This is a genomic window from Nocardia sp. CA-128927 (assembly GCF_050955855.1).
Classification (GTDB): Bacteria; Actinomycetota; Actinomycetes; order Mycobacteriales; family Mycobacteriaceae; genus Nocardia.
Window position 1 is genome coordinate 6060912 of sequence record NZ_CP192087.1, and the last position, 22490, is coordinate 6083401.

At 66.5% G+C, this 22490-nt stretch carries 20 protein-coding genes and 2 pseudogenes; 1 reads left to right on the forward strand and 21 read right to left on the reverse strand.

Annotation, left to right across the window (positions count from 1 at the left end; genetic code table 11):
• Positions 1-89: 89 nt before the first annotated feature.
• The 19 genes and pseudogenes from ACQPW1_RS28365 to ACQPW1_RS28455 form a co-directional block, all read right to left on the reverse strand.
• Positions 90-332 (reverse strand): phosphopantetheine-binding protein, encoded by a 243-nt coding sequence (locus ACQPW1_RS28365; protein ID WP_433654679.1) that lies wholly within the window; start codon positions 330-332, stop codon positions 90-92.
• A 37-nt stretch (positions 333-369) separates the two neighbouring features.
• Positions 370-777, reverse strand: coding sequence for an aspartate 1-decarboxylase (gene panD / locus ACQPW1_RS28370; RefSeq protein WP_433654681.1), 408 nt, complete (start codon positions 775-777; stop codon positions 370-372).
• Positions 778-913: 136 nt separating this feature from the next.
• On the reverse strand, positions 914-1750 hold the full coding sequence (locus tag ACQPW1_RS28375; protein WP_433654683.1) for a siderophore-interacting protein: 837 nt from the start codon (positions 1748-1750) through the stop codon (positions 914-916).
• Complete coding sequence (locus ACQPW1_RS28380) at positions 1747-2589, reverse strand: ABC transporter ATP-binding protein (protein WP_433654685.1); 843 nt, start codon at positions 2587-2589, stop codon at positions 1747-1749. The genes ACQPW1_RS28375 and ACQPW1_RS28380 overlap by 4 nt, the downstream gene beginning before the upstream one ends.
• Positions 2586-3641 carry a FecCD family ABC transporter permease gene (locus ACQPW1_RS28385; RefSeq protein ID WP_433654687.1) on the reverse strand — a complete coding sequence of 352 codons (1056 nt, stop codon included), beginning with the start codon at positions 3639-3641 and terminating at the stop codon, positions 2586-2588. The genes ACQPW1_RS28380 and ACQPW1_RS28385 overlap by 4 nt, the downstream gene beginning before the upstream one ends.
• Complete coding sequence (locus ACQPW1_RS28390; protein ID WP_433654689.1) at positions 3638-4768, reverse strand: FecCD family ABC transporter permease; 1131 nt, start codon at positions 4766-4768, stop codon at positions 3638-3640. Before ACQPW1_RS28390 ends, ACQPW1_RS28385 begins: the two co-directional genes overlap by 4 nt.
• Positions 4765-6498: an ABC transporter ATP-binding protein gene (locus ACQPW1_RS28395; RefSeq protein WP_433654691.1), complete on the reverse strand. Its 1734-nt coding sequence runs from the start codon at positions 6496-6498 to the stop codon at positions 4765-4767. The genes ACQPW1_RS28390 and ACQPW1_RS28395 overlap by 4 nt, the downstream gene beginning before the upstream one ends.
• Before the next feature lie 5 nt (positions 6499-6503).
• The gene (locus ACQPW1_RS28400; RefSeq protein ID WP_433654694.1) at positions 6504-8372 is read right to left on the reverse strand and encodes an ABC transporter ATP-binding protein; all 1869 of its coding nucleotides are present in this window, start codon (positions 8370-8372) and stop codon (positions 6504-6506) included.
• Positions 8373-8493: 121 nt separating this feature from the next.
• A complete protein-coding gene (locus ACQPW1_RS28405; protein ID WP_433654696.1) occupies positions 8494-9510 on the reverse strand; it encodes an endonuclease/exonuclease/phosphatase family protein in 1017 nt (338 codons plus the stop codon).
• A 15-nt stretch (positions 9511-9525) separates the two neighbouring features.
• Positions 9526-10611 carry a TIGR03857 family LLM class F420-dependent oxidoreductase gene (locus ACQPW1_RS28410; protein ID WP_433665356.1) on the reverse strand — a complete coding sequence of 362 codons (1086 nt, stop codon included), beginning with the start codon at positions 10609-10611 and terminating at the stop codon, positions 9526-9528.
• Positions 10612-10661: 50 nt separating this feature from the next.
• A complete protein-coding gene (locus ACQPW1_RS28415) occupies positions 10662-11795 on the reverse strand; it encodes a phosphotransferase family protein (protein WP_433654699.1) in 1134 nt (377 codons plus the stop codon).
• Positions 11796-11883: 88 nt separating this feature from the next.
• A complete protein-coding gene (locus ACQPW1_RS28420; RefSeq protein ID WP_433654701.1) occupies positions 11884-12519 on the reverse strand; it encodes a TetR/AcrR family transcriptional regulator in 636 nt (211 codons plus the stop codon).
• Entirely contained in the window at positions 12519-13802 is a 1284-nt protein-coding gene (locus ACQPW1_RS28425; RefSeq protein ID WP_433654702.1) for a glycosyltransferase, read from the reverse strand. The genes ACQPW1_RS28420 and ACQPW1_RS28425 overlap by 1 nt, the downstream gene beginning before the upstream one ends.
• On the reverse strand, positions 13802-14443 hold the full coding sequence (locus ACQPW1_RS28430; RefSeq protein ID WP_433654704.1) for a TetR/AcrR family transcriptional regulator: 642 nt from the start codon (positions 14441-14443) through the stop codon (positions 13802-13804). Before ACQPW1_RS28430 ends, ACQPW1_RS28425 begins: the two co-directional genes overlap by 1 nt.
• Before the next feature lie 183 nt (positions 14444-14626).
• Entirely contained in the window at positions 14627-15124 is a 498-nt protein-coding gene (locus ACQPW1_RS28435) for a hypothetical protein (protein WP_433665592.1), read from the reverse strand.
• Positions 15125-15156: 32 nt separating this feature from the next.
• Positions 15157-15351, reverse strand: coding sequence for a zinc-binding dehydrogenase (locus ACQPW1_RS28440; RefSeq protein WP_433654706.1), 195 nt, complete (start codon positions 15349-15351; stop codon positions 15157-15159).
• 49 nt (positions 15352-15400) lie between these two features.
• Positions 15401-15664, reverse strand: a pseudogene (locus ACQPW1_RS28445) (alcohol dehydrogenase catalytic domain-containing protein); the annotation flags it as partial.
• Positions 15597-15788 (reverse strand): DUF1059 domain-containing protein, encoded by a 192-nt coding sequence (locus ACQPW1_RS28450; RefSeq protein WP_433654708.1) that lies wholly within the window; start codon positions 15786-15788, stop codon positions 15597-15599. The pseudogene ACQPW1_RS28445 and the gene ACQPW1_RS28450, both read right to left, overlap by 68 nt.
• A gap of 115 nt (positions 15789-15903) precedes the next feature.
• Positions 15904-16473 carry a TerD family protein gene (locus ACQPW1_RS28455; protein WP_433654709.1) on the reverse strand — a complete coding sequence of 190 codons (570 nt, stop codon included), beginning with the start codon at positions 16471-16473 and terminating at the stop codon, positions 15904-15906.
• Between the two features lie 127 nt (positions 16474-16600).
• Between ACQPW1_RS28455 and rph the strand changes: the two genes are divergently transcribed.
• Positions 16601-19234, forward strand: coding sequence for a rifamycin-inactivating phosphotransferase (gene rph / locus ACQPW1_RS28460; protein ID WP_433654711.1), 2634 nt, complete (start codon positions 16601-16603; stop codon positions 19232-19234).
• A 4-nt stretch (positions 19235-19238) separates the two neighbouring features.
• Here rph and ACQPW1_RS28465 read toward each other — a convergent pair whose 3' ends face one another.
• Positions 19239-20063 (reverse strand): MSCRAMM family protein, encoded by an 825-nt coding sequence (locus tag ACQPW1_RS28465; RefSeq protein ID WP_433665357.1) that lies wholly within the window; start codon positions 20061-20063, stop codon positions 19239-19241.
• Positions 20064-20150: 87 nt separating this feature from the next.
• A pseudogene (locus ACQPW1_RS28470) lies at positions 20151-22442 on the reverse strand (MMPL family transporter); the annotation flags it as partial.
• Positions 22443-22490: the final 48 nt, after the last annotated feature.

Genomic DNA, 22490 nt, shown 5'->3' on the forward strand with positions numbered 1-22490 from the left:
CCTCATCATCGAACTCGGTGGGCCGCCGATCGGGGCACCACATCGGGGTCACCAGCGGCGGCGGACAACCGCGGTTGGCGGACAAACGGTCAGGGGGCTATGACGTCCAGCCACACGCCGAGGACCGGCTCGGACGCCAGCGTGACGAAGTCGGCCTGCGGCGCACCGCCCGCCCGCCACCGCTCGACCAGCGACATCAGCCGTACCGAATCCAGACCGGCATCGAGGAGGTTCGTCTCCTCGGTGAGCTCATCCGGGGAAATCCCCAGTGCGGCAGCGATATCGGCGATCACCGACACCCGGTCGATGACGGTCGTGGCTTCTTCGGACATGCGTTCCTCGTTCTCCTCGTTCGGTCTAGCGGTGGGCTCAGCGGGACGAGAGCTGGCCGAGCGCACCCGGCACCGGCTCCGCCGGGTCATTGCCGAGCGCGACGATCCGGTTGTCCGCGTCGACGTGCACGACCTTCGGCTGATGCGCCACCAGCTCGGCGGCATCGAGTTGCAGGAAGGACATGATGATCACCAGGTCGCCCGGGTGCACCAGGTGTGCCGCGGCGCCGTTGATGCCGATCACGCCGGAGCCCGCGGGGCCGGTGATCACGTAGGTCTGCAGGCGGGCGCCGTTGGTGACATCGACGATGTGCACCTGTTCGCCCTCGACCAGATCACTCGCTCGCATCAGGTCGGCATCGATGGTGACCGAGCCGACGTAGTGCAGATCGGCCTGGGTGACCGTCGCGCGGTGGATCTTCCCGTTGACGAGCGTCCGAAGCATTCACTCTCTCCCACTGGATAATTCATGTTTCAGACGGCATGCATACCCGTCCCGGCACACCGCTTAGGCTACACTAACTTTCATTAAGGTCGCTACCCACGGCAACTAATTTCGGGACAGGCTAAATAGACCGGGGTCAGTCCTCGTCTTCGGCGTGGTGGTCCAGGTTGACCGTGCCCAACCGCCAGTAGCCGTCGATCTTCATCTGGTCCTTGGTCAACTTCAGCTCATCGACCAGATAGCGGCGGATCGGCTTCAGCGAGTTGGCCTCCCCCGCGGCCCAGGCGAACAACCGCCCGGTCGGCGGCGCCAGCTCCCGGACCGCATCCGCGAGCAAGGTGGTGGTACCCGGTGCGGCGTCGTTGCGGTGCAGAAAACGCACCTGCGCCCCGGCGGGCAGGTCGATCTCGTCCGCGGCGTCGCGGACCTCGACGAACGCGATCACCTCTTTGCCTGCGGGCAGTTCCTCGATCCAGCGGCTGAGCGCGGGCAGCGCGGTCTCGTCGGCCACCAGCAGATACGTGTCGTAGCCGACCGGATAGATATGCGAACCGCGCGGACCGACCACGCCGAGCCGATCACCGGGGCTCGCCGCGGCCGCCCAGCTGCCACCCACGCCATGCGTGTGCAGCACGAAATCGATAGTCACCGCCCGCTTTTCGGCATCGAACGCGCGAATGGTGTAGTCGCGGAACTCCGGCCGTCGGCCATCGGGGCGCGGACCCATCCCCTTCGGTCCCATGACCGGCATGATCAGCTCGCCGGTCGCTGGGTCGGGAAAGAACAGCTTCACATGGTCGTCCGGAGCCATCGGCATGAACGGGAAGTCCGCCTCCAACTCCGGGCCACCCAGCAGAATCCGCTGCATCCGCGGGGTGAGCCGCCACGAGTCCAGCACCTCGAGCACCCGCGGGTGCAGCGCGTACTGCACCACGTTGACCGTCTCCAGGCCGGGCGTGTGCACTTGGTTCACAACAGTTCCTTTCGGGTCGAGGTTTCCGCGGCGCGCCGCCGGTCGCGCGCCCGTGCGCGCGGAATCACCAGCGGGGTACCGGATTCCGGGTCGTCGATGATCACGCACCGCAGGCCGAAGACGAGTTCGACCAGCTCGGCCGTGATCACCTGCGCCGGTGGGCCTTCGGCGACGATGGCGCCGTCTTTCATCGCGATGATGTGGTCGGCGTAGCGGCACGCGTGGTTGAGATCGTGCAGGACCGCGACGAGGGTGTGGCCACCATCGCGGTTGAGATCGGTGAACAGCTCCAGCAATTCGATCTGATGCGCGATATCGAGGAAGGTCGTCGGCTCGTCCAGCAGCATCAGCGGGGTCTGCTGCGCCAGCACCATCGCCACCCACACCCGTTGGCGCTGACCACCGGACAGCTCGTCGACCGACCGCGCGGACAGCTCGGTGACGCCCGTCGCGGCCATCGCCGCGACCACCGCCACCTCATCGGCCTTGGACCACTGCCGGATCAGCCGCTGATGCGGGTAGCGACCACGCGCGACCAGATCGGATACCGAAATACCTTCGGGGGCAACCGAAGTCTGCGGCAGCAGGCCGAGTCGCCTGGCCACCTCCTTCGCCGGATACGACGAAATCGCCTTGCCGTCGAGCAGCACCTGACCGGCGGCCGGGGTGAGCAGTCGGGACAAGGCCCGCAGCAGAGTGGATTTCCCGCACGCGTTCGGGCCGACGATCACGGTGAACGCGCCATCGGGGATCGCGACGGTCAAATCCTCGCTGATCACCCGCTTTTCGTAGCCGATGGTGACATTGTCCGCAGACAATCTCGAAGCAGCCGAACTCATCGTCGCACCTCCCGGGCAAGCAGCCAGACGAAATACCCACCGCCGATGGACACCGTGACCACCCCGACCGGCAGCTGGGTCGGCGAAAACGCGCGCTGGGCCAGCAAATCCGCCGTGACAAGCAGCAGCGCGCCCATCGCCGCGGCGGGCAGCACGGCGACGGTCGCGGTTCTGGTCAACCGGCGCGCCAGCTGCGGGGCGGCCAGCGAGACGAACGCGATCGGCCCGGCCGCGGCGGTGGCCAGTGCGGTGAGCCCGACGCCGACCAGAATCAGCGCCAGCCGCGTCGGCTCTACTCGGACACCGAGCGCACGCGCGGCATCGTCGCCCAGGTCCAGGATGGGCATCCGGTAGGCCAGCAGCGCCGCGCACGGCAGCAGCACGGCCAGCACCACCGTCACCGGCACGACCTGCGCCCAGTCCAGGGTCGCCAGCGAACCCGAACCCCAAACGGCCGCCGACATCGCGGCCGCCAGATCTACCTTGACGATCAGCCAGACATTCATCGAATGCAGCGTGGCGCTGATCGCGATGCCGACGATGATCAGCCGGAACCCTTGCACACCGTTCTTGAAGGCGAGCACGTATATCACTACGGCCGTGGCCATTCCGCCGACCAGCGCGCCGAGCGCGGTCTGGTAGTAGCCGCCGCTGGTGAACAGGATGACCACCAGCGCACCGGTGTAGGCGCCGGTGTTGAAGCCGATGATGTCCGGGCTACCCAGCGGATTGCGGGTCAGCGCTTGGAAGACGGCGCCGCTGGCGCCGAGCGCCGCACCGAGCATGATCGCCAGCAGCACCCGTGGCATCCGCCACTTCATGACGACCAACTCGACCTTGGGCGAGGCGTGACCGAAGATCGCGCGCAGCACCTCGCCGGGCGCGATCGAGTAATCACCGGTGCCGAGCGCGAGCACCGCGACCGCGGCGGTCAGCCCGAGCAGCACCAGGACAACCGCGACCACGCGCAGCCCGATCCGCGCCGAGAATTGCTCGGAGACCCGGACTATCGCGACCCGGCGGCCGAAATCGATGAGGGCATCTGTTGTCACAGTCCGCTCGCCTTCTTGCGACGGACCAGCACAACCAGCACCGGCGCACCGACGAACGCGGTCACGATGCCGACCGGCAACTCTGCCGGGCGCACCACGAGCCGGCCGAGGACATCGGAGATCAGCAGCAACGCGGGCGCTCCGAACAGCGTGTACGGCAGAATCCAGCGCTGATCCGGGCCGACGATCCAGCGGGCGACATGCGGAATCATCAGCCCGACAAAGCCGATCGGCCCCGCCGCCGCCGTCGCCGCACCGCACAGCAGCGTCACCGCGAGCACGCTGAGACGGCGCGTGTTCTTGATATCGGCACCGAGCGAGCGGGCCAGATCCTCGCCGAGCGCGATCGCGTTGAGCGGACGCGCAATGACCGCCGCGACCGCAAGCCCCAACCCGGCGAACCCGGCCACCGCCCACACGATGCTCAGATCGGAGATGGCGATCGAACCGGCTTTCCAGCTCCGCAGATGATCGAAGGTCGTCGGGTCCAACAGCATGAGCCCGTTGGTCACCCCGGTCAGCACCGCGCCGAGCGCCACGCCCGCGAGGGTGATCCGGATCGGCGTGGTGCCGCCGCGGCCGAGCGAGCCGAGCGCGTACACCGCCAGCATGATCACCACCGCGCCCAGGAACGCGAACCAGACGTAGGACCAGATGCTGGTGAACCCGAACACCGTGACGGCGAGCGCGACGAAGAACGCCGCACCCGCGTTGACCCCGATAATGCCCGGGTCCGCCAAGGGATTTCGGGTCATCGCCTGGATCAGCGCCCCGGAAACCCCCAGTGCCATACCGACGACCAGACCCAGCAGGGTCCGTGGCACCCGCAAGGACCGCACCACCAGCTGATCCGCCGAACCGTCGTAGTTCCACTGCGCGTCCCACACGATGTGCATCCCGATATCGCGCGATCCGACGGTCAAGCTGAGCACGCACGCCAGCACCAGAATGCCGAGTACGACGAACAATCCGGCCGTTCGCGCGGTATTCGTGGTGACCCGCCCCGATCGCGCCTTCGCTTCGCCGCCGGTCTCGGCGATCGCCTCCGGTGCCACCGGCGTGGTCGGCGCCGAGGCGGTGATAACGCTGTGTTCCGCTGTCGCGATGGGTTGCCGCTCCCCCGTCATACCGGGGCTCCCGCGCCGATCTTCCACCGTTGTGCCCGTTCCTGTTCGTGCCAGAAGCTCGCGTAGCGCCCGCCGAGGGCGAGCAGTTCCGTATGTGTGCCGGTCTCGGCCACGCGGCCGTGCTCGAGGAAGACGATGCGGTCGGCGGTGCGCACCGTCTCCAGGCGGTGCGCGATGACCAGTACCGTGCGATCCCGGGTGAGAGCCTCGGTCGCGGACCGGATCGCCGCCGCGTTCTCGGCGTCCAGCGCCGAGGTGGCCTCGTCGAGCAATACCACGTCCGCGTCTTTGAGCAGCGCGCGAGCCAGCGAGATCCGTTGCCGCTCACCGCCGGACAGCGCGGACCCGACCTCGCCGACGGTGGTGTCCCAACCGCGCGGCAGCCGGTCCACGATCTCGTCCACCCTGGCCAGCCGCGCCGCCTCGGCCAGTTGCGCCGCCGTGGCGTCGGGGCGGGCGATCAGCACGTTCTCCCGGATCGTCGCGTCGAACAGGTAGACGTCCTGGAACACCATCGACATCCGCGCCATCAGGTCCGCGGTGCGCAACTGACGAATGTCGGTGCCGCCCAAAGTGATCGCGCCGCCATCGACGTCGCGGAACCGGGCGGCCAGTCGCGCCAGCGTGGTCTTGCCCGAACCGGACGGGCCAACTACAGCGCAAACCGAACGATGCGGCACCTCGAACGAGATACCGTCGAGCACCGGCCGACCGGCCGCATAGCCGAATACCACGTCCTGGAACACGACCGACGCGTCGCCGGGAGCCGCCGCGGCCGTATCCGGTTCCGGCAGAACCGGTGTCGCGATGATCTCGGCGATCTCGGCGATCGTCCGTTCGGCGGCCCAGATGACGCCGCCGGTACGGCCGAGCGCGGCGGTCGAATCGACGAGCAGCGCGGCGAGCACGATCACGGTCAGCGCCACAACCCCATCCATCGCACCGGAATTCGCTCGGTGCAGCGCCGTGAGCAGGATCGCGGAGACGAACAGCGCGGTGCCCGTCTGGAACGCGACCGACCCGGCGACGGCGCCGCGGAAGTATGACGCCGAGGCCGCCCGCACCCGGGTCAGCGCCGCGATCATCGCCGAATTCGCCTGCCCGGTAAGGCCGTAGGCCCGCAAAACCGACTGCTGTTGGGCGAACTCGAGCAGTTCACCGTTGATCTCCTCGGTCATCGCGTTGTCCGCGGCAGTGGCGCCGCGCAGCACCCGAGCGGCCCAGAAGTACAGCGCCACCAGCACCGCCAGGCCGACCGCGGCTACCGCACCGGTCACCGGATCCACCACGACCAGCACCAACCAGACGACGGCGGATAACGCCGCCGCTCGAATGTTCACCGCCACAACACCATTGATCGTCGCGGCCAACATCCTGGTCGCCTCGTTGGTGAGCCTGGCCAACGCGTCGGTGCGCGCCGGGCCGAACCAGCCCAGCGGCAAGCGCACCACGTGCGCGGCCAGCCGGTGCTGCAGCGACGCGACAATCGCGCTGGTCACCGCGCGCTGGCGGGCCGAGGCCGCCTGGCTCGCGACGACCGCGAGCACCAGCAACCCGGCCAGCGCCGCCGCCCACCACCACGCGGCCGGGAACCTGCCATCGATCAATGCGCCGAGCAGCGGCACGAGCAGAACGAAACAACCGCCCTCGACCACCGCCGCGGCCGCGACGAGACCGAGTGATCGGCGCAACCGCAACCGAACTGGTTCCGCGACAACCCCATCGGACAAATGCATCATCGTGGCGTCGCCTCCGCACCATTGACCGTCATCTCGCGCGCCCAGCCGGGCTCCGACGGCGCTACCGCCAGGTCCAGCTCCGCGCCGGTGTCCGGCGATTCGGTCGGCTCGCCACCGGTCGCGGCGGCCCACATCCGGGCATATCGCGGGTTCGTCACGAGCAGTTCGGCGTGCGTACCGGACGCTTCGATCCGGCCCTCGTGCAGCACGACGATCTGATCCGCCCCGACAATGCTCGGAAGTTGGTGCGCGATCACCAGAATCGTCTTGTCCGCCATCAGGCTCGACAGCGCGTCGTGGATCTGCGCCGCCGATTCCGGGTCGGCCGAGGCGGTCGCCTCGTCCAGCACCAGGATCGGGGCATCGGCCAGGATCGCCCTGGCGATCGCGACGCGCTGCGTTTCGCCGCCGGACAGCACGGCATCCACCCCAACCACCGAGTCGTAGCCGCGGGGCAGCTCCTCGATGCGGGTGTCGATGCAGGCCAGGCGGGCGGCCGCGGCGATCGCGGCAGCGTCGGCGTCCGGGCGGCCGAGGCGGATGTTGTCCGCGATCGAGCGGCGCAGCAGCTGCGGCTCCTGGAAGACGAACGCGATGTGGCGATACAGCTGTTCGGCCGGGTAGCCCCGAATATCGCGGCCGTGCACGCTGATCGCGCCGCCGTCGACATCCCAGAAACGCGGCAGCAACCGGGCCAGCGTCGACTTGCCGGAACCGGACGCGCCGACGAGGGCGGTCACTGTCCCCGGCGCCAAGCGCAGGTCGATGCCGTGCAGCACCGGTGCGTCCGGCCGGTAGCCGAATCGCACATCGGCGAACTCGACGGCCGGTGCCGAGTCGACCGGCTCCGCCGCCTGCCCGGCGGCCGGGAGGACCGGCTCGGCGAAGATCGCACCGACGGCCGCCGCGACCGCGCGGCTGCGGCGCCGAACCTGCAACGCCAGCGGCAGCGACCAGGTACCGCGGGAAACGATCCACGACAGCAACAGGAATGGCACCACGTCCACACCGTCGATCCAGCCTGCCGCGGTGAAGGCGGTGCCGACCACCGCCGTGACCACGATGGTCACCAGCCACGAGGACAGGATCGTGGTCGCGCGGCTGCGTCGCGCCTCGACCGCTTCGGCGCGCAGGTAGGTCTCGGCGAACCGATCCGCGGCCGCATCGAATCGCGCGGTCCCGCGCTCGGCCTGACCGAACATCTTGAACACCGAGATGCCCTGGGCGAGTTCGGTGGTCCGGGCGGCCAGCAACCGCGCCGCATCCTCGTGCTCGGTTTCCTCGGGTGTGGCGTTGCGGCGCTGCCGGGTCAGCAGCACGGTGGCCACGGCCGCCGGAATCAGGACAACCAGCGCCATCTGCCAATCGACCCACACCAGATACCCGGTGGCCAGCACGGTCGTGGTGAGCAGTCGCGGCAGGATCGGAATGGTCTCGCCGACAAGCGCACTGAGCGAGGCGATATCGGCGCCGACGGTCTTGCGGACCCGGGCCGAACCGTGCTCGGTGAACCAGCCGAGCGGAATACGTTGCAGGTGTGCGACGACGTCACGGCGAGTCTCGAACTCGACCCGGCGGCTCGCCGCGAAGCTCAGCGCGAACGACAATCCATGGGCGGCGGGCACCACGAACCCCGCGATCACCACAACCCACGCCGCGGCAGGTATGCCACCGGGTGCACCGTTCCGGACCAGATCGGTCAGGATTTCACTCAACCCGATGAACGAAACGATGGTCGCGACGGCGGCGATCAGTTGGAGCGCGATCGACCCGACGAGCAGACCCCGCACCGGCCGCAACATCGCCGCCAACTGTCCTCGACCAACCGCGGAGCCTTCCGCATCGGTCGCGACAGTCTGTGTCATGGGGTGTCCTCCTGCACCGGTGCCCGGCGGGCCACCTCTCTACTTACATATCGGTTACATACTTGCACATAGTAAGGACAGGCTAAATACAGTGGACGGCGATGAGCGCGAGGTCACGCGCCTAGTCGCTGAGCTGGTATATCGCGAGAACGCCCTTGTGGTCGCTGCACCACCTCGATGGCGTGGCGGCGAAATCGTCCATGGTGATTTCCAGCTGCCGGGTGCCGCGCACGATGGATTCGCGCGGACCGACGATGCCGACGGTGGCCAGCGTCAGGGCGTCCCCGCGGGCGAAGATGTAGTCGACGCGGTCGCGTTCGTCGGCCTCGGGAGCCCAGGCGAGCTCGGCGATATCCACCTCGACGTTGTCCGACGGCCAAGTGAGTCCGGGGTGGGTGGCCGGATCGGGGTACATCGATCGGTAGGCATCGATGAACCCGGCATCGTGCAGCCGTCGAGTGGACTCCCACGCCACCACCACACCGTTGTGGTCGAACATGTTCGCGGTGGCGGGCGTCCAGTCCAGCAGCGACGGCTCGTTCAGGTCGCCACCCATGATGACCGAAGACCCCTGGGCGAGTTCGGTTTTCGCGTCGGCGAGAAACACGCTGATGACCTCGGGGCGCTTCGAGGCCGCGTTGACGCGTTGGATCGCGGCGGGGTCCGGCACCGGGCCGCCCGGCAGCTTCTCGAAGTTGTACTCGGCGAACTCACCCGGCGCCGGGACACCCGGACCGTAGCCGCGGGGCAGGTTGGAGGCATACCAGCGGAACTCCAGATGCGCCGAGTAGGCCGTGACGCGCCTTCCGTCGATGTTCAACCGCGCCTTGACCATCCATTGCATATCGGCGCTGTCCTCGACCGGGAACACCGTCAGGATGCCGGTGTCGTGCGAGCTGACCGCGTTGAATTCGTGTCCGCGCCTGGCTAATTCGGCCGCGACGGCCGTGGTCGCGTCGGTCGCCTCCGACAGCAGCACGATCGAAGCCCGGGTCGAGAGGATGAGATCGGTGATCAGCTGGGTGCCGTGCGCGACCTTGCTACCGCTGTGCCAGGTGTTGAAGGCGAGCACCCGAATCTCCCGCGCCGCGGCGGCCCCGGCCTCTGGCGAACCCAATCCGTCATAGTTTCGCGTCATCAACCCATCATGGCCTCACCGGAACTTTCCGGGGTTCGCTGACACGGCCCTGCGCAGGGTGGGTCGGTCGGCCCGGTAGGCGGCGACCACCGATGCCAGCTCGTGTGGGCTGGCTCCGTGCATGATCACGGAGTGACAGCCGAGGTCGTACTCGCGCGAGATCTTCTTGACGCACTGCTCCGGCGTGCCGTACGCGGCCGAGGCGAGCCATTCGTCCGGGATGAGGGCGTCGAACTGCTCCAGGACCTCGACGGAGGCGGACGCGTCGATGGGTCCGGCCGCCGCGGCGTCGAGGTACAGCTGGGTGCCGCGGATCCGTTCCCAGACCTCTGGGTCCCAGCCGTTGGCGGTGATCAGGATGTCGGCGTAGGCCTGCAGGTAGGTCACCAGGCGGCCGGTCCGCCTGCGCAGCTGATCCTCCGCGGAGAGTGCGTCGCTCGCGGTCGCGAGGCAGGACCAGATTCGGACGTTGTCCGGGTCCTTGCCTGCTCGTTCGGCGCCACGGCGAACCGCCGCAACGGATTTCGTGGTGGCCTCGTTGGAGAAGAAGGTATGCAGGACGACGAAATCGCCGATCTCGCCGGCCAGTTCGAGGGTCTTCGGGCCGACGGCGACGAAGCCGATCGGGGGCGAGTCCTCGAGGCCGTTCTGGTGATACAGGACGGGCCACGAACCGGCGGGACCCTTGTGATTGATGATCGTCTCGCCCGCCCAGAGGCGCCGCAGGATGCCGACGAAGTCGCGGAGTTGGGCTTCTGTGACGGCGGGTAGGCCGATCGCCTTCCAGTTCGCCGCCATGCCGCGGCCGAATGCCATGGCGTACCGGCCCTCGGTGATGGCCTGCATGGTCGAACCGATGGTCGCCGTGACCATCGGGTGCCGGGTGTGGTGATTCGTTGCGGCCGCGGCGATTCCGAGATCGGTGGTGCAACCGGCGATGCCACCGGACAGGACCGCGGAGTCCTTGACCGTCATTCGTTCACCGATCATGCAGGAGCCCAGACCGAGCTGTTCCGCGGTGCGCGCCTCCGGAAAGAGCACCCGGGCATCGGCGGGGTGCCGGGTGATGCAGTAGTAGGCCAGTTCGTTTAGTTGCTCTATCACGAGAGTGCTGCTCCCCAGGTAGTTTTCGGGTCGATGAACGGCGGGTGCTAGGCGCCGATCTCGGCGAGCAGTTCTTCGACGAGCGGCTTGTGATGGAAGAGGATCTCGATGTCGTCGGGACGTGCCATCTCACCGAAATGGACCTGGCGTCCGCCGGAGCGCATGAAGACGACGCAGTAGTTGAGGGCTGCGTACAGCGTGTACCAGGTGAGGTCACCGACTTCCACGCCGGAGAACTCGCGGTAGGCCGTTTTCGCATCCTTCGCGCGCAGGAAGTCCGGCATGCCGGGCAGGCCGTAGGTGTTGGCGATCGTCTGGAAGACGCGGTGCGCGAACACAAGCCAAGCCAAATCGAGTTCTCGGGGGCCGATCGTGGCCAGTTCCCAGTCGAGTACTGCGACGGGCGTGAAGTCCCGGTACATGCAGTTGCCGATGCGGGCGTCGCCCCACGATAGGACAGTCTCGCTGGGCGATGTCTCGGGAAGATTCGCGTTGAGCCACAACAGGATTCGTTCCACCAACGGTGATGTGCCACTGTCGCGGGCCGCGAACTCGTACCAGCCCTTGGCGCGGTTCAGGGTTCGTTCCAGTGGGTTCGAACCCGGTTGCCGCGGGTCGAGAAAGGCGAAGGTAGTCGGCGCGTCCGGGATGGCGTGCAGCTTGGCGAGCGCCTCGATCGTGCTGTGCTGCAACCGGAGTTGCTGCTCGGGGCTCGCGTCGAAGAGCCAGTTGTCGCCGAAGGTGTAGGGCATGACATCGGGCGGCACCAGGCCGTCGACGCGGTCCATCAGGAGGAAGGGTGTGCCGAGCACCTTGCCGGTCGGCTCGATGAATCGCACCCGCGGGACGGGGACGTCGCTCGCCTCGGCCACGATGCGCATGGCATCGAATTGATCAGGCAGGCTGTAGTTCTCGAGGATCGGGAAGTCGCCGGGGGCAGGCACCATCCGAGCGATCAAGTCGGCGGCCTGCGTGGCTCCGGCTTCGGTCCAGGTCGCGTTCAACACCAGTGTCTCCGCTGACATGCCGTTGCTGTCGATGCCGGTTTGCAGGGTGACATTCGGGTCGGCGTCTACCGGCAGTTGCGTAGCCAGCCATTCGGTGAGGCGTGGGATCAGCGTGCTGGCGTCGCGGCTGCTGCGCTGCAGGCGCATGCCCGGTTCGGCCGGGGATGGAGACATGGGTCACTCCTGACAAGATGCGAAAGCTGTTCGCAACCATGGACTTCCCCGCGCACCATTGTCAACAAGGGTTCTCAATGAATGGGAGTTACTGCAGGTAGGCCGCGATCGCGTCGACCAGCCCCTGACGCGCACTCGCCACGTCCGCAGCGGAAGCGAGGCGGCGCTCGTTATTGATGCCGCGTATGGCCGGTGGAATCAGACACTCGATCCGGTGCACCTTGTCCGGGTCGAGTTGCAGGTCCACCAGGGCGTATTCGAAAGCCCGGAGCCAGGCGTCTTCGTACCCGGCCATGGCCGCTGCGGTTTGTGGGAAAGCCGAAAGACGTTCCGCCCGATCGGTAGGCAGCCCGGCGCGCAGCGTCTCGACCGCGCGTCCTTCCGGCGTGTGCAGGATGGTCCAGATGGCATCGACCATTTCCTGCACCCGCTCCCGGATCGACCCGCTGAACTGAGGCCAGGCCTCCGGGCTGTTCGCGCCGCTGCGATCTGTAAGTTCGACGAGGACCGCAGCCCACAGTCCGTCGAGATCACCGAACTGATGCTTCAACGTCCCCCAGCTGACCCCGGCCGCACGAGCCACCCGATTCGCCGACAACGAGTCACCGGTTCCCTCCGCGAGACAGGCGATGGCGACGTCGAGCAGCCGCTGCCGAGTTTCCCTGCCCCGGCGATTGAGTCGAGTTCCGGCCGCCGATTGCATCGTCGAGTTCCCTTCGGCCATCAGCGCGTCCACTCCACTCGTCTCGAATGCACAGTCTCCGGCACCGCTCGAGCCCTGACGAGTTCTTCGACTGCGGTGATCACGCTCGCGGCACCGTCTTCGTCGGCGATACGGGCGGCCAGCTCTTCGGCCGCTGTTCGGTGGGTAGGTTCGGTGAGTGCGGTGTCAAGGGCGCGGGCGAGGCGTTCCGCGGTGAGCTTGGGCCGCGGCACAGTTGCCGAACTGACGCCGAGTTCGCGAAGTCGTTGTGCCCAGAACGGTTGATCACCGCCCGGTGAGGGCACTGCGACGGCAGGTAGCCCGGCGCGCAGGCCTGCTGCCATGGTGCCCGCCCCGCACGAATGCACCACCGCCGCAACGTTTTCGAACAGCCAATCGTGCGGGACGGTGCCAATGGTCAAGATGCTGTCGTCGATGACAGCGAGGTTGGCCCCGCCCGCCTGGATCACGCCGCGCATGCCGACTTTGCGCAGCGCGGCGGCGACGAGCTCCGATATCCGGGTGGCCTCGCTCTTGCCCAGCATGAGGCTGCCCAAGCCGAAAAACACTGGCGCCGATCCTGACTCGAGAAACGACACGAGCTCCCCGGGCGGCTCCCAGCCGAGCGGCCGCTGCGGCCACCAGTAGCCGACCACGCCGAGTCCGTCGCGCCAATCCGTGGGGCGTGGCAACACGCTGGGCGAAAAGCCGTGCAGGATAGGCCATTCGGCGTCGGTCCGCTGGCGTCGTAGTATCCGCTGCGGCACTGTCGGCAAGCCGAGCTGGTCGCGGAAGCCCGCGATCGTCTTGCCGTACATCCGATCGAACATCGCGGTGGCGAACCGTCCGGCACCGCGATTCAGCACCGGCCCGGCCGACCACGCTCCGAGCAGCGACGGCGGGAAGGCCGCGGTCGTCGAGATCGGTTGCAGGCGAACGCCGATGCTCGGGATGTTCCGAGCCTCGGCAAGAGGATGTCCGGCGAGTTCGGCGAACGGGGAGAGTAGCAGCACGTCGGCGGGCACGTCGCGCAGTGCCGCGAGGAGGTTCTCGCCGAGTTTGCGCATCCCCTTCGGCAGCACCATTTCCTTGGCGGCCCTGAGCGGATTCTCCTCGTCCAGGCCGTGTTCGAGCTCGAAGTCGACCGGAATGGCCTGCAACCCGCAGCCGACTATCTCGTCGACGAGGTCGGGCGTAGCGGTCAGTACGACGTCGTGGCCCGCGTTCCGCAGTCGGCAGCCGAAGTCGGTCAACGGGACGATGTCCCCGCGTGATCCGAACGCCGCGATCACAATTCGCGCCATTAGCGCCTCCCCCGTTGCGAGTGTTCGGTGGCCAAATCGAACGCTTCGACCAGATCCTCGCCGTAGGCGACGACATCGAAATCGGGATCCCCCATAGATCGCAGCAGTGCCGCACCGATCGCACCGCGCACCGCGGTAGCCATGAATGTCGGGGATAACGCACGGAACTCGCCGGTCTCGACACCGCGAGTGAAGATCGTTTCGAGTTCCAGCTTCGCCAGGTCCGCCAGCTGAGCGGGTTCGAGATCCACGCTCGATTCGTGCAGGCGTTGCCCGGTACTGCTGCGATAGTTCGAGCCGATCTCCATCAGCGCGATCTGCTGCGAGCGGTACGTCGCGATGCATTTCATATGCGCCCGGATGTGGGCGGAAAGCTGGCCCCGCGCAGTCTCTTCCGACTCGACCATGGGCAGCATGACCTCGAGCACCGACCGGTACAACTCCGCGACGATCGCCGCGACCAGCTCGTCCTTGTTCCCGAAGTGGTACTGCACGACGCTCATCGCCACGCCGACCCGTTCGGCGATCTTGCGCACCGACGCCTGGTGGTACCCCAGCTCGGCGATGGTCTCGATCGCGCACCCGACGATCTGCGCGCGGCGCGCGATCTCGGTGAACGTCGCCGCCTCGTTAGGTCGCATGACCTAACCATAGGTCATGCGACCTAACAGCGCGAGACTTCGTCGGCGACTCGGGCGACTACTGGTGTGCGCCGACCGGTTTCGAAGCGCCCGAGTTCATCCTGGTAAAGACGTTCATCTGGAATGCCTTTAAACACAATGACTTCTGGCTAATAACCGGCATATTGGCGCACCCGAGCACGCCTACGCTTGGATAACCTCGATACCAACCATCGCGTTCAGTGAATCGCAACTGGCCCAGGACTGATTCTGCCCATACTGCACCGGGCCGTACTTCCAGTAGGTGAACGGGACGGGCCACGCAACGCAAGTGAGCTTCACCTGATGCCAGGTCGGCAGCTCGCAATTGGCCATGCCACCGGTGTTGAAGACATTGTAGACGTGACAGTTGGCCTGCCATACCGGCACGTCAGCCTGGGCAACGCCACCACCAGCGAGCACAGCGGCCGCCCCTGCGGTGGCAACGACAGCGCTGGCGGCAAGCCGTTTCGCAGATAACATTCCGAACCTCCTGAGTAGGTGTTGTTCAGAACACATCGCGCACAGATCAGGCTTGTTACCGAACCCATCCGTTACGGGCACTAGAAGCCCCTTTTGCACCTGCCCCGATTTCTGTGAAATCACCCAGATCAGCGGCCCATACGAGTCTCTCTCGAAGCGCCAGCAAACATCTTCTCTCACGAATGCAAGTAGAACTGAAGTGCAACTACTTCTCATGCCACCTTGATGACAACCTTGCCCGCAGTGTGGCCGCTCTCGACGGTCGCGAGGGCAGCCGGGGCGTCGGCGAGCGGATAGACCGCGGTGATCACAGGTGTGAGGACTCCGTCCAGGGCCAGCCGAGCGGACCGCTCCAGATTCACGCGGTCGAGGCGACGCTCGACGAAACGCCCACCCAGATCGGACACCGACCGCGTCACCGACCTCGAGCCCGTCGACGTCCTCGCCCCTGGCGAGCACGGTTCCCGCTGCCTCCACACCCAGCACGCGGGGAAACGGACGCCCGCCGTCGAGTCCGGCGACCAGACCCGAACGAAGCAGGTAGTCAAGGGGATTCACACCGGCGACATCGACCCGGATCAGCACCTCGCCGCGACCGGGGACTAACGACCGCGCGCGCTCCAGGTTCAAACCCGCTGACCGACGGTCACATTCAGGTCGCGACCTTCTCGTCCTCGAGCGTTCCGCGAATCTGCTCCCGCAGCTCGGGACCGTCCTCATGCTTGTGTACCGAGACCGCGTGCTCACTGGCGGCCTGGACAACTTCGTCTTCCTCGCCTGCGATGGTGAGCGTGCAATTCGTCTCGCTGGGGAACTTGCGGCAGTCGGCTACTTTCCTCGTCATCGGACGAACCTCCTGTTCAATCGTGTTGCGCTCCCTACGGTAGCCCCGCCGACCGCCCGCCAGGCCAGATCCGCAACAGCTGAGTAGTCCGAGGGCCAGATGCCGACGTCCAGGCTCAAGCGACGAAGGTTGTCAGTTGGGAAACCGCTTCGACGGGATGGCGCGCCCAGATCCCCTCGCCGATCGCGTCGAACTGCCACGACCCCTGGGAGCGGAACAGCTTTCCCATGATCAGGCCGGTGTGTGGCCCGCCGCCGGTCAGGTCGTAGCGGGCGATCTCGGTGCCGGATACGCCGTCGACCACGCGGCAGAAGGCGTTCTCGATCTGTTCGAAGGTTTGGCCGGTGTAGGAGGTCACGATGAAGAACACGGTGGTGACTTCCGGTGTCAATCGAGTGAGGTCGACGGTGATTATCTCGTTGTCGCCCTTGCCTTCACCGGTGGTGCTGTCGCCGAGGTGCCGCACCGCCCCGTCGGCGGAGCCGAGTTGTTCGTGGTAGACCACATCGACCATGTGATCGTCGGTGAACAACAGTGCCGCGGCATTCAGGTCGATGTCCTTGGTCCGGGTGCCGAACCAGCGGCGTCGACGAACCGGGTCCCAGCCCAGTGCCATGTTGACGTAATCCAATGCTGCGCCACCTATAGACAAAGACTTGTGTGTGCGCACCTGGTGACTCCCCACGACCGAACGGCCCGACCCGCAACCGCAGGCCGGGTTGCCGACCAGACTTCCCGGCGCACCACCTGTAAAGATGCCGTAAAGATGACAAAGAGGCAAACCGGACATGAACCGGCATAGGCTCCGATCTATGGTGAGGAGTAGCGGGATGACCTATGTGCTCGGCTTCGGGGAGATCGACCGGACGCAGGTCGCGATCGTCGGCGGCAAGGATGCGAACCTCGGTGAGCTGTCGCGGATCGAGGGTGTCGAGGTGCCGGACGGGTTCTGCGTGACGACGGATGCCTTTGCGCGGACCGTGGGGGACGCTCCATCGATCGAGGATCGGCTCGACGAGCTGTCGCGCCTCGAACCGGACGATCGCGCGGCGATTCAGGCACTGAGCGAGCAAATCCGTTGCGCGATCGAAGAATTCGTCCTTCCCGATGATGTGGCGGCCGAGATCATCGACGCGCACGCCCGACTCGGTGCCGATGGCGCCTACGCCGTCCGCTCCAGTGCCACCGCCGAGGATCTGCCGACCGCATCCTTCGCGGGCCAGCAGGACACCTATCTGAACATCGTGGGATCCGCGGCCATCCTCGAACACGTCAGCCGGTGCTGGGGCTCACTGTTCACCGAGCGGGCCGTCACCTACCGCCTGCGAAACGATTTCGGCCACAAGGCAATTCAGATGGCGGTGGTGGTGCAGCGGATGGTGTTCCCGCGCGCCGCGGGCATCCTGGTCACCGCCGACCCCCTCACCTCCGACTGGACCGTCGTTTCCATCGACGCGGGCTTCGGCCTCGGCGAGGCCCTCGTTTCCGGCCTGGTCAACGCCGACGTCTATCGGGTTCGCGACGGCAACGTCATCGGCCGGACGATCGCCACCAAGAAGCTCTCCGTCGAACCGGCGCCGACCGGCGGAACGCAGGTGCAGGAGATCGCCGAGGAGCGCCGCAACGAACCGGTGCTAACCGATGCCGAGGTGCTCCGGCTCGCGCAGCTCGGCCGCCGCATCGAAACCCATTTCGGCAGCCCGCAGGACATCGAATGGTGCCTCGACGGCGACGACATCCGCATCGTGCAGAGCAGGCCGATCACCACGCTGTTCCCGATTCCCCTTGCGGCCGACGAGGAAAACCACGTCTACGTTTCGGTCGGCCATCAGCAGATGATGACCGATGCGATGAAGCCGTTGGGGATCTCGCTGTGGCAGCTCACGAGCCGGGCGCCGATGCGCGACGCGGGCGGGCGGTTGTTCGTGGATGTCACCAAGGCGATGTCGTCGCCGAAAACCAGCGCCGGTCTGGTCGCGGCGCTCGGCAAGTCCGATCCTTTGATCGGGGACGCGCTGCAAACCGTGATCGACCGCGGCGACTTCATTCATCAAGTGCCGGAACAGGTTTCGGCCAGCGCACCGCCCGCGGCACCCGCGCCCATCGAGAACGACCCCGACATCGTCACCGAGCTGATCGCCAACAGCGAAGCCTCCCTCACCGCCTTGCAACGCGACATCCAGACCAAGTCAGGGCCGAGTCTGCTCGACTTCATCCGGACCGATATCCAGGAGCTGCAGCGAGTCCTGTTCACCCCGCGGGGTTTACAGGTGATCACGGCCGCGATGGACGACTCGTTCTGGCTCAACGATCGCCTGCAGGAATGGCTGGGCGAGAAGAACGCCGCCGACGCACTCACCCAGTCGGTTCCCGGAAACGTGACATCGGAGATGGGCCTGGCATTGCTGGACGTCGCCGATGTGATCCGCCCACATCCGGAGGTCGTGGCCTACCTGCAACAGGTCGAGCAGACAGGACCGGCGGGAAACACCTTCTTGGACAAGCTGTCCGAATACCCCGGCGGCCATGAGGCACGCGCCGCGATCGAGGCCTTCCTCGACAAGTACGGCATGCGCTGCGCCGGCGAGATCGACATCACCAGGCCACGCTGGAGCGAAAGCCCCACCACCCTCGTGCCGACCATCCTCGGCAATATCAAGAACTTCGGGCCCGGCGCGGGCAGGCAGCGCTTCGCGGACGGCCTTCGCGACGCCGAGCAGACGAAAGAGCAACTCCTGCAACGCTTGCGCGCCCTGCCCGACGGGGCGCGAAAGGCCGAAGAGACCGAACGGATGATCGACCGCGTCCGCATGTTCTCCGGGTATCGCGAGTATCCGAAGTACCGCATGGTCAGCCGCTACTTCGTCTACAAGCAGGCCCTGCTGCGTGAAGCCGAACGGCTGGTCGCGGCGGGCGTTCTTCGTGAGCCCGAAGACATCTTCTACCTCAGGTTCGACGAACTCAGCGAGGTGGTCCGAACACAAAGCGCCAGTGCGGAACTCATCGACGAACGCAAGGAGGCGTTCTGTACGTATCAGGCACTCACCCCGCCACGGGTGCTCACCTCCGACGGCGAGGCCCTCACCGGAGCGTATCGGCGCGCGGACCTGCCCGCGGGTGCACTGCCCGGCATGGCGGTGTCCGCCGGGACCATCGAGGGTCGCGCCCGCGTCGTGTCCGACATCGCGCAGGCCGACCTCGAAGCGGGCGACATCCTGGTCACCGCCTACACCGATCCGAGCTGGACCCCACTATTCGTCGCGATCGCCGGTCTGGTGACCGAAGTCGGCGGCCTGATGACCCACGGCGCGGTGATCGCCCGCGAGTACGGACTGCCCGCCGTCGTCGGCGTGGAGCACGCCACCGAGCTGATCCGCGACGGGCGACGCATCCGAGTGAACGGCACGGACGGATACGTCGAGATCCTGTCGCCGCCGGACGAGTGAAACCTCATGACAGCTCCGCGAATTCGTCGATGTCGAAGCCGAGCCGGACGTCGTGGTCGACTTCGCTGCCGGTGATGGTCACCTGGCCGGTCACCAGCGGATAGCCGCGAGTCACGACGGTGTACTCGCCTTCGGGCAGGTCGGCCACCGCGTACCGCCCGTCCGCGTCGGTCCGGGCGGTACCGACGGCCGCACCCGACCAGTCGAGCACGGTGACCAGGGCGCCGTGCACCGCTCGGCCGTCGGCACGGACCGTTCCCCACAGCATTGCCATCGGCGCCAGCTCGATGTCGAAACGGAAGCGGCCGGTGTCCGGCACGGTCAGGGTCGTCGCGGTAGGTCGCATTCGTTCGGCGACCGCCACCAGTGTGTAGGTTCCCGCCAGCACGCCGGTACAGGAGTACGCGCCGTCCGTCGCCGTCACGGCGGCACCCACGACCTCACCACCCAGGTCGGTAACGGTGACCGTGGCACCTGCCACCGGCTCGCGTGCTGCCGTGCGCACCACACCCATCAACTCGCCGTCGCCTTGCAGCGTGATGTCGACATGCTGCGTGAAACCGTCCACGGCAGTGACATTCAGTGCGGCCGGTTGGTGACCGCTCGCCGAGACAATCAGGACATAGGCTCCCGGCGTGGGTGACTCGATGCTGTAGGTACCGTCACTACCACCCGTCGCACGCGAAACCTGATGTCCCCGTTGGTCGATCAGTGTCAGCACCGCGTCCGGTACCGCGCGCCCGTTGGCACGGCCGATCCTGCCACCGATCGTCCGGTCGCCCGTTGCGGCGACGATCGGCTCGCTGGCCACGCCCGACAACCGTTGCATCCCAATGTTGTTCGTGGCCGCGTGTGAGATACCAGCCGCGACAGGCACCGGCACCGGTTCGGCGACAATGGGATCCGGCTCGGCATGATCGACCTCCGGCTGGTGCAACTTTCGCAACTTCGAGCCCTCGACATCGATATCCGGCAGCACACGGTCGAGCCACTTCGGAATCCACCAGGCCCCCTTACCCATGATCGCCAGCAGAGCCGGAACCAGCACCATGCGCACCACGAAGGCATCGATGGCGACACCGCAGGCCAGCGCGAAGCCCATGGACTTGGCGGTGACATCGGATTCCAGCAGGAACGAGCCGAACACCGAGATCATGATGATCGCCGCCGAGGTGACCACCCGCGCCCCGTGGTGGTAACCGGCGATCATCGCTTCCTTCGGCGACTTGCCGTGCACGTATTCCTCGCGCATGCGGGTCACCAGGAACACCTGGTAATCCATGGCGAGCCCGAACACCAACCCGATCAACATGATCGGCAGGAAGCTGATGATCGGGTGCGGATCGGCGATCAGGCCGAAAGTGCCTTCCTGGAAGATCAATACGGTGGCACCGAAGGTGGCCGCCATGGACAGCAGAAACCCGAGCGCCGCGGTGAGCGGGACCAGGATGGACCGGAACACCAAGATCAACAGCACGAAGGCCGCTCCGGCCACGATCGCCAGGTACGGGACGATCTTGCCGAGCAGCACGTGGTCCATGTCGGCGTAGATGGCCGTGGTGCCGGTGATGCCGTACTCGATGCCGTATCGCTCGGTCAGTGCGCTTTCGGCATCGCGGGCGTCGCGCACCAGATCCTTGGTGGCCTGGTTGTTCGGCCCCGATCTCGGGACACCGCTGAGCATTACGCCGAGCCCGTTCGTACTGAGCTGCGGCTTGGTGACGTAGTCCATCTCCGGGAACGCGGCGAGCCGGTCGCGCAGCGCGGTGACCGCGGCTTCCCGCTCGCCTTCCGGCACGTTCGCCAGGTCGGCGGCCACGGTCAGGACGCCGTTGCTGCCTTCGCCGAAACCCGCCGTGCGGATGTCATAAGCCTGCCGGACCGTGGACTCCGCCGGGAAGCTGTCCTCACCCGGCAGTCCCAACTGCAGGTCGAGCGCCGGAGTGGCCAATGCGGCAAGTGCGGCAACGGCAATGGCCAGTGCGATCCATGGTCGCTTGCCGATCAGGCGGCCCACTCGCATGCCGTTGGTGACGGAGGTGTCGTCTTCCGGGTCGTGCCGGGCGACCAGCGGCAGCTTCGGCTTGAACAGAAAACGGCCGAAAACGCCTAGCAGAGCAGGCATCAGGGTGATGGCAGTGAGCACGGCGAAGAAGGCCGCGACGGCGCCACCGAGGCCCATGAACGTCAGGAAGTTCACCCCGACGATGCTCAGCGCACCCAGGGCGACGATGACGGTGAGACCGGCGAACACCACCGCGGATCCGGCCGTGCCGACCGAGATGCCCGCGGCCTCTTCGGGACTGTCCGCGACATGCAGTTCGTGTTTGTAGCGGGAGACGATGAACAGCGCGTAGTCGATGGACAACGCGATACCGATCATCGATGCCAGAAACGTTGTGAAGCTTGGAACTTCGATGATCGAGGTGCTCAGCGAAATCGCCATCATCGCGGCACTCAGGCCGACGATGGCCGTGATGATCGGCACGAACGCTGCCACGATCGCGCCGAAGGCGACCACCATGACGACCAGCGCCACACCCATGCCGATCATCTCGGCGTGGCCGCTGGGCTGCTCCTGTTTCTGCTCGATGGGCCCGCTGATCTCGACGGTCAATCCCTGCTCACGGGCGGGCCCGGCCACGTCGTAGGCCGCGCGCCGCTCGTCGTCGGTGATGTCCATCGCCGAGGCGATGTCGAACGGCACCGAGAGCACGGCGACGGTGGCCGGGGCGTCCTTGCTCAGCACATTGAGCGGCGCGCCGGAACACACGGCCGGGTCGGCGGCGGTCAGGCACCCCATCGCCTTGGTCGCCTCGACCGGGTTCTTCAGTGCCGCAGCGGCTTTCTCGGTGACGAGCTTGTGTTTGCCGTCGTCGACCGCCAGTGTCTTCAGGCCGGCGATCAGCGCGTCGATGGCGGCGCTGTTCTTCGCATCGGTCAGCTTCGTACCGTCGGGCGCCTTGATCACGTAGGCACCGCTGACGGCATCGATGGCGAACTGATCGGACATGCCTGGGAATTGCTTGTCCAGGATTTCGGTGGCGCGTTCCGACGGCAGCGACGGCATGCTGAACTCGTCGCTCATCGATTTGCTCAGCAAGCTGCCCGCGGTGCCGAGCACGCCGAGGAACAAGAGCCACAGCGGCAGCACTATCCATTTGCGGCGGAACGCGAACTTGCCCCACTTGTAGAGGTACACGGACACGACTGAGTTCTCCTAGAGGTAACCGGATTGTGCTGAGTTCAGGGCCCG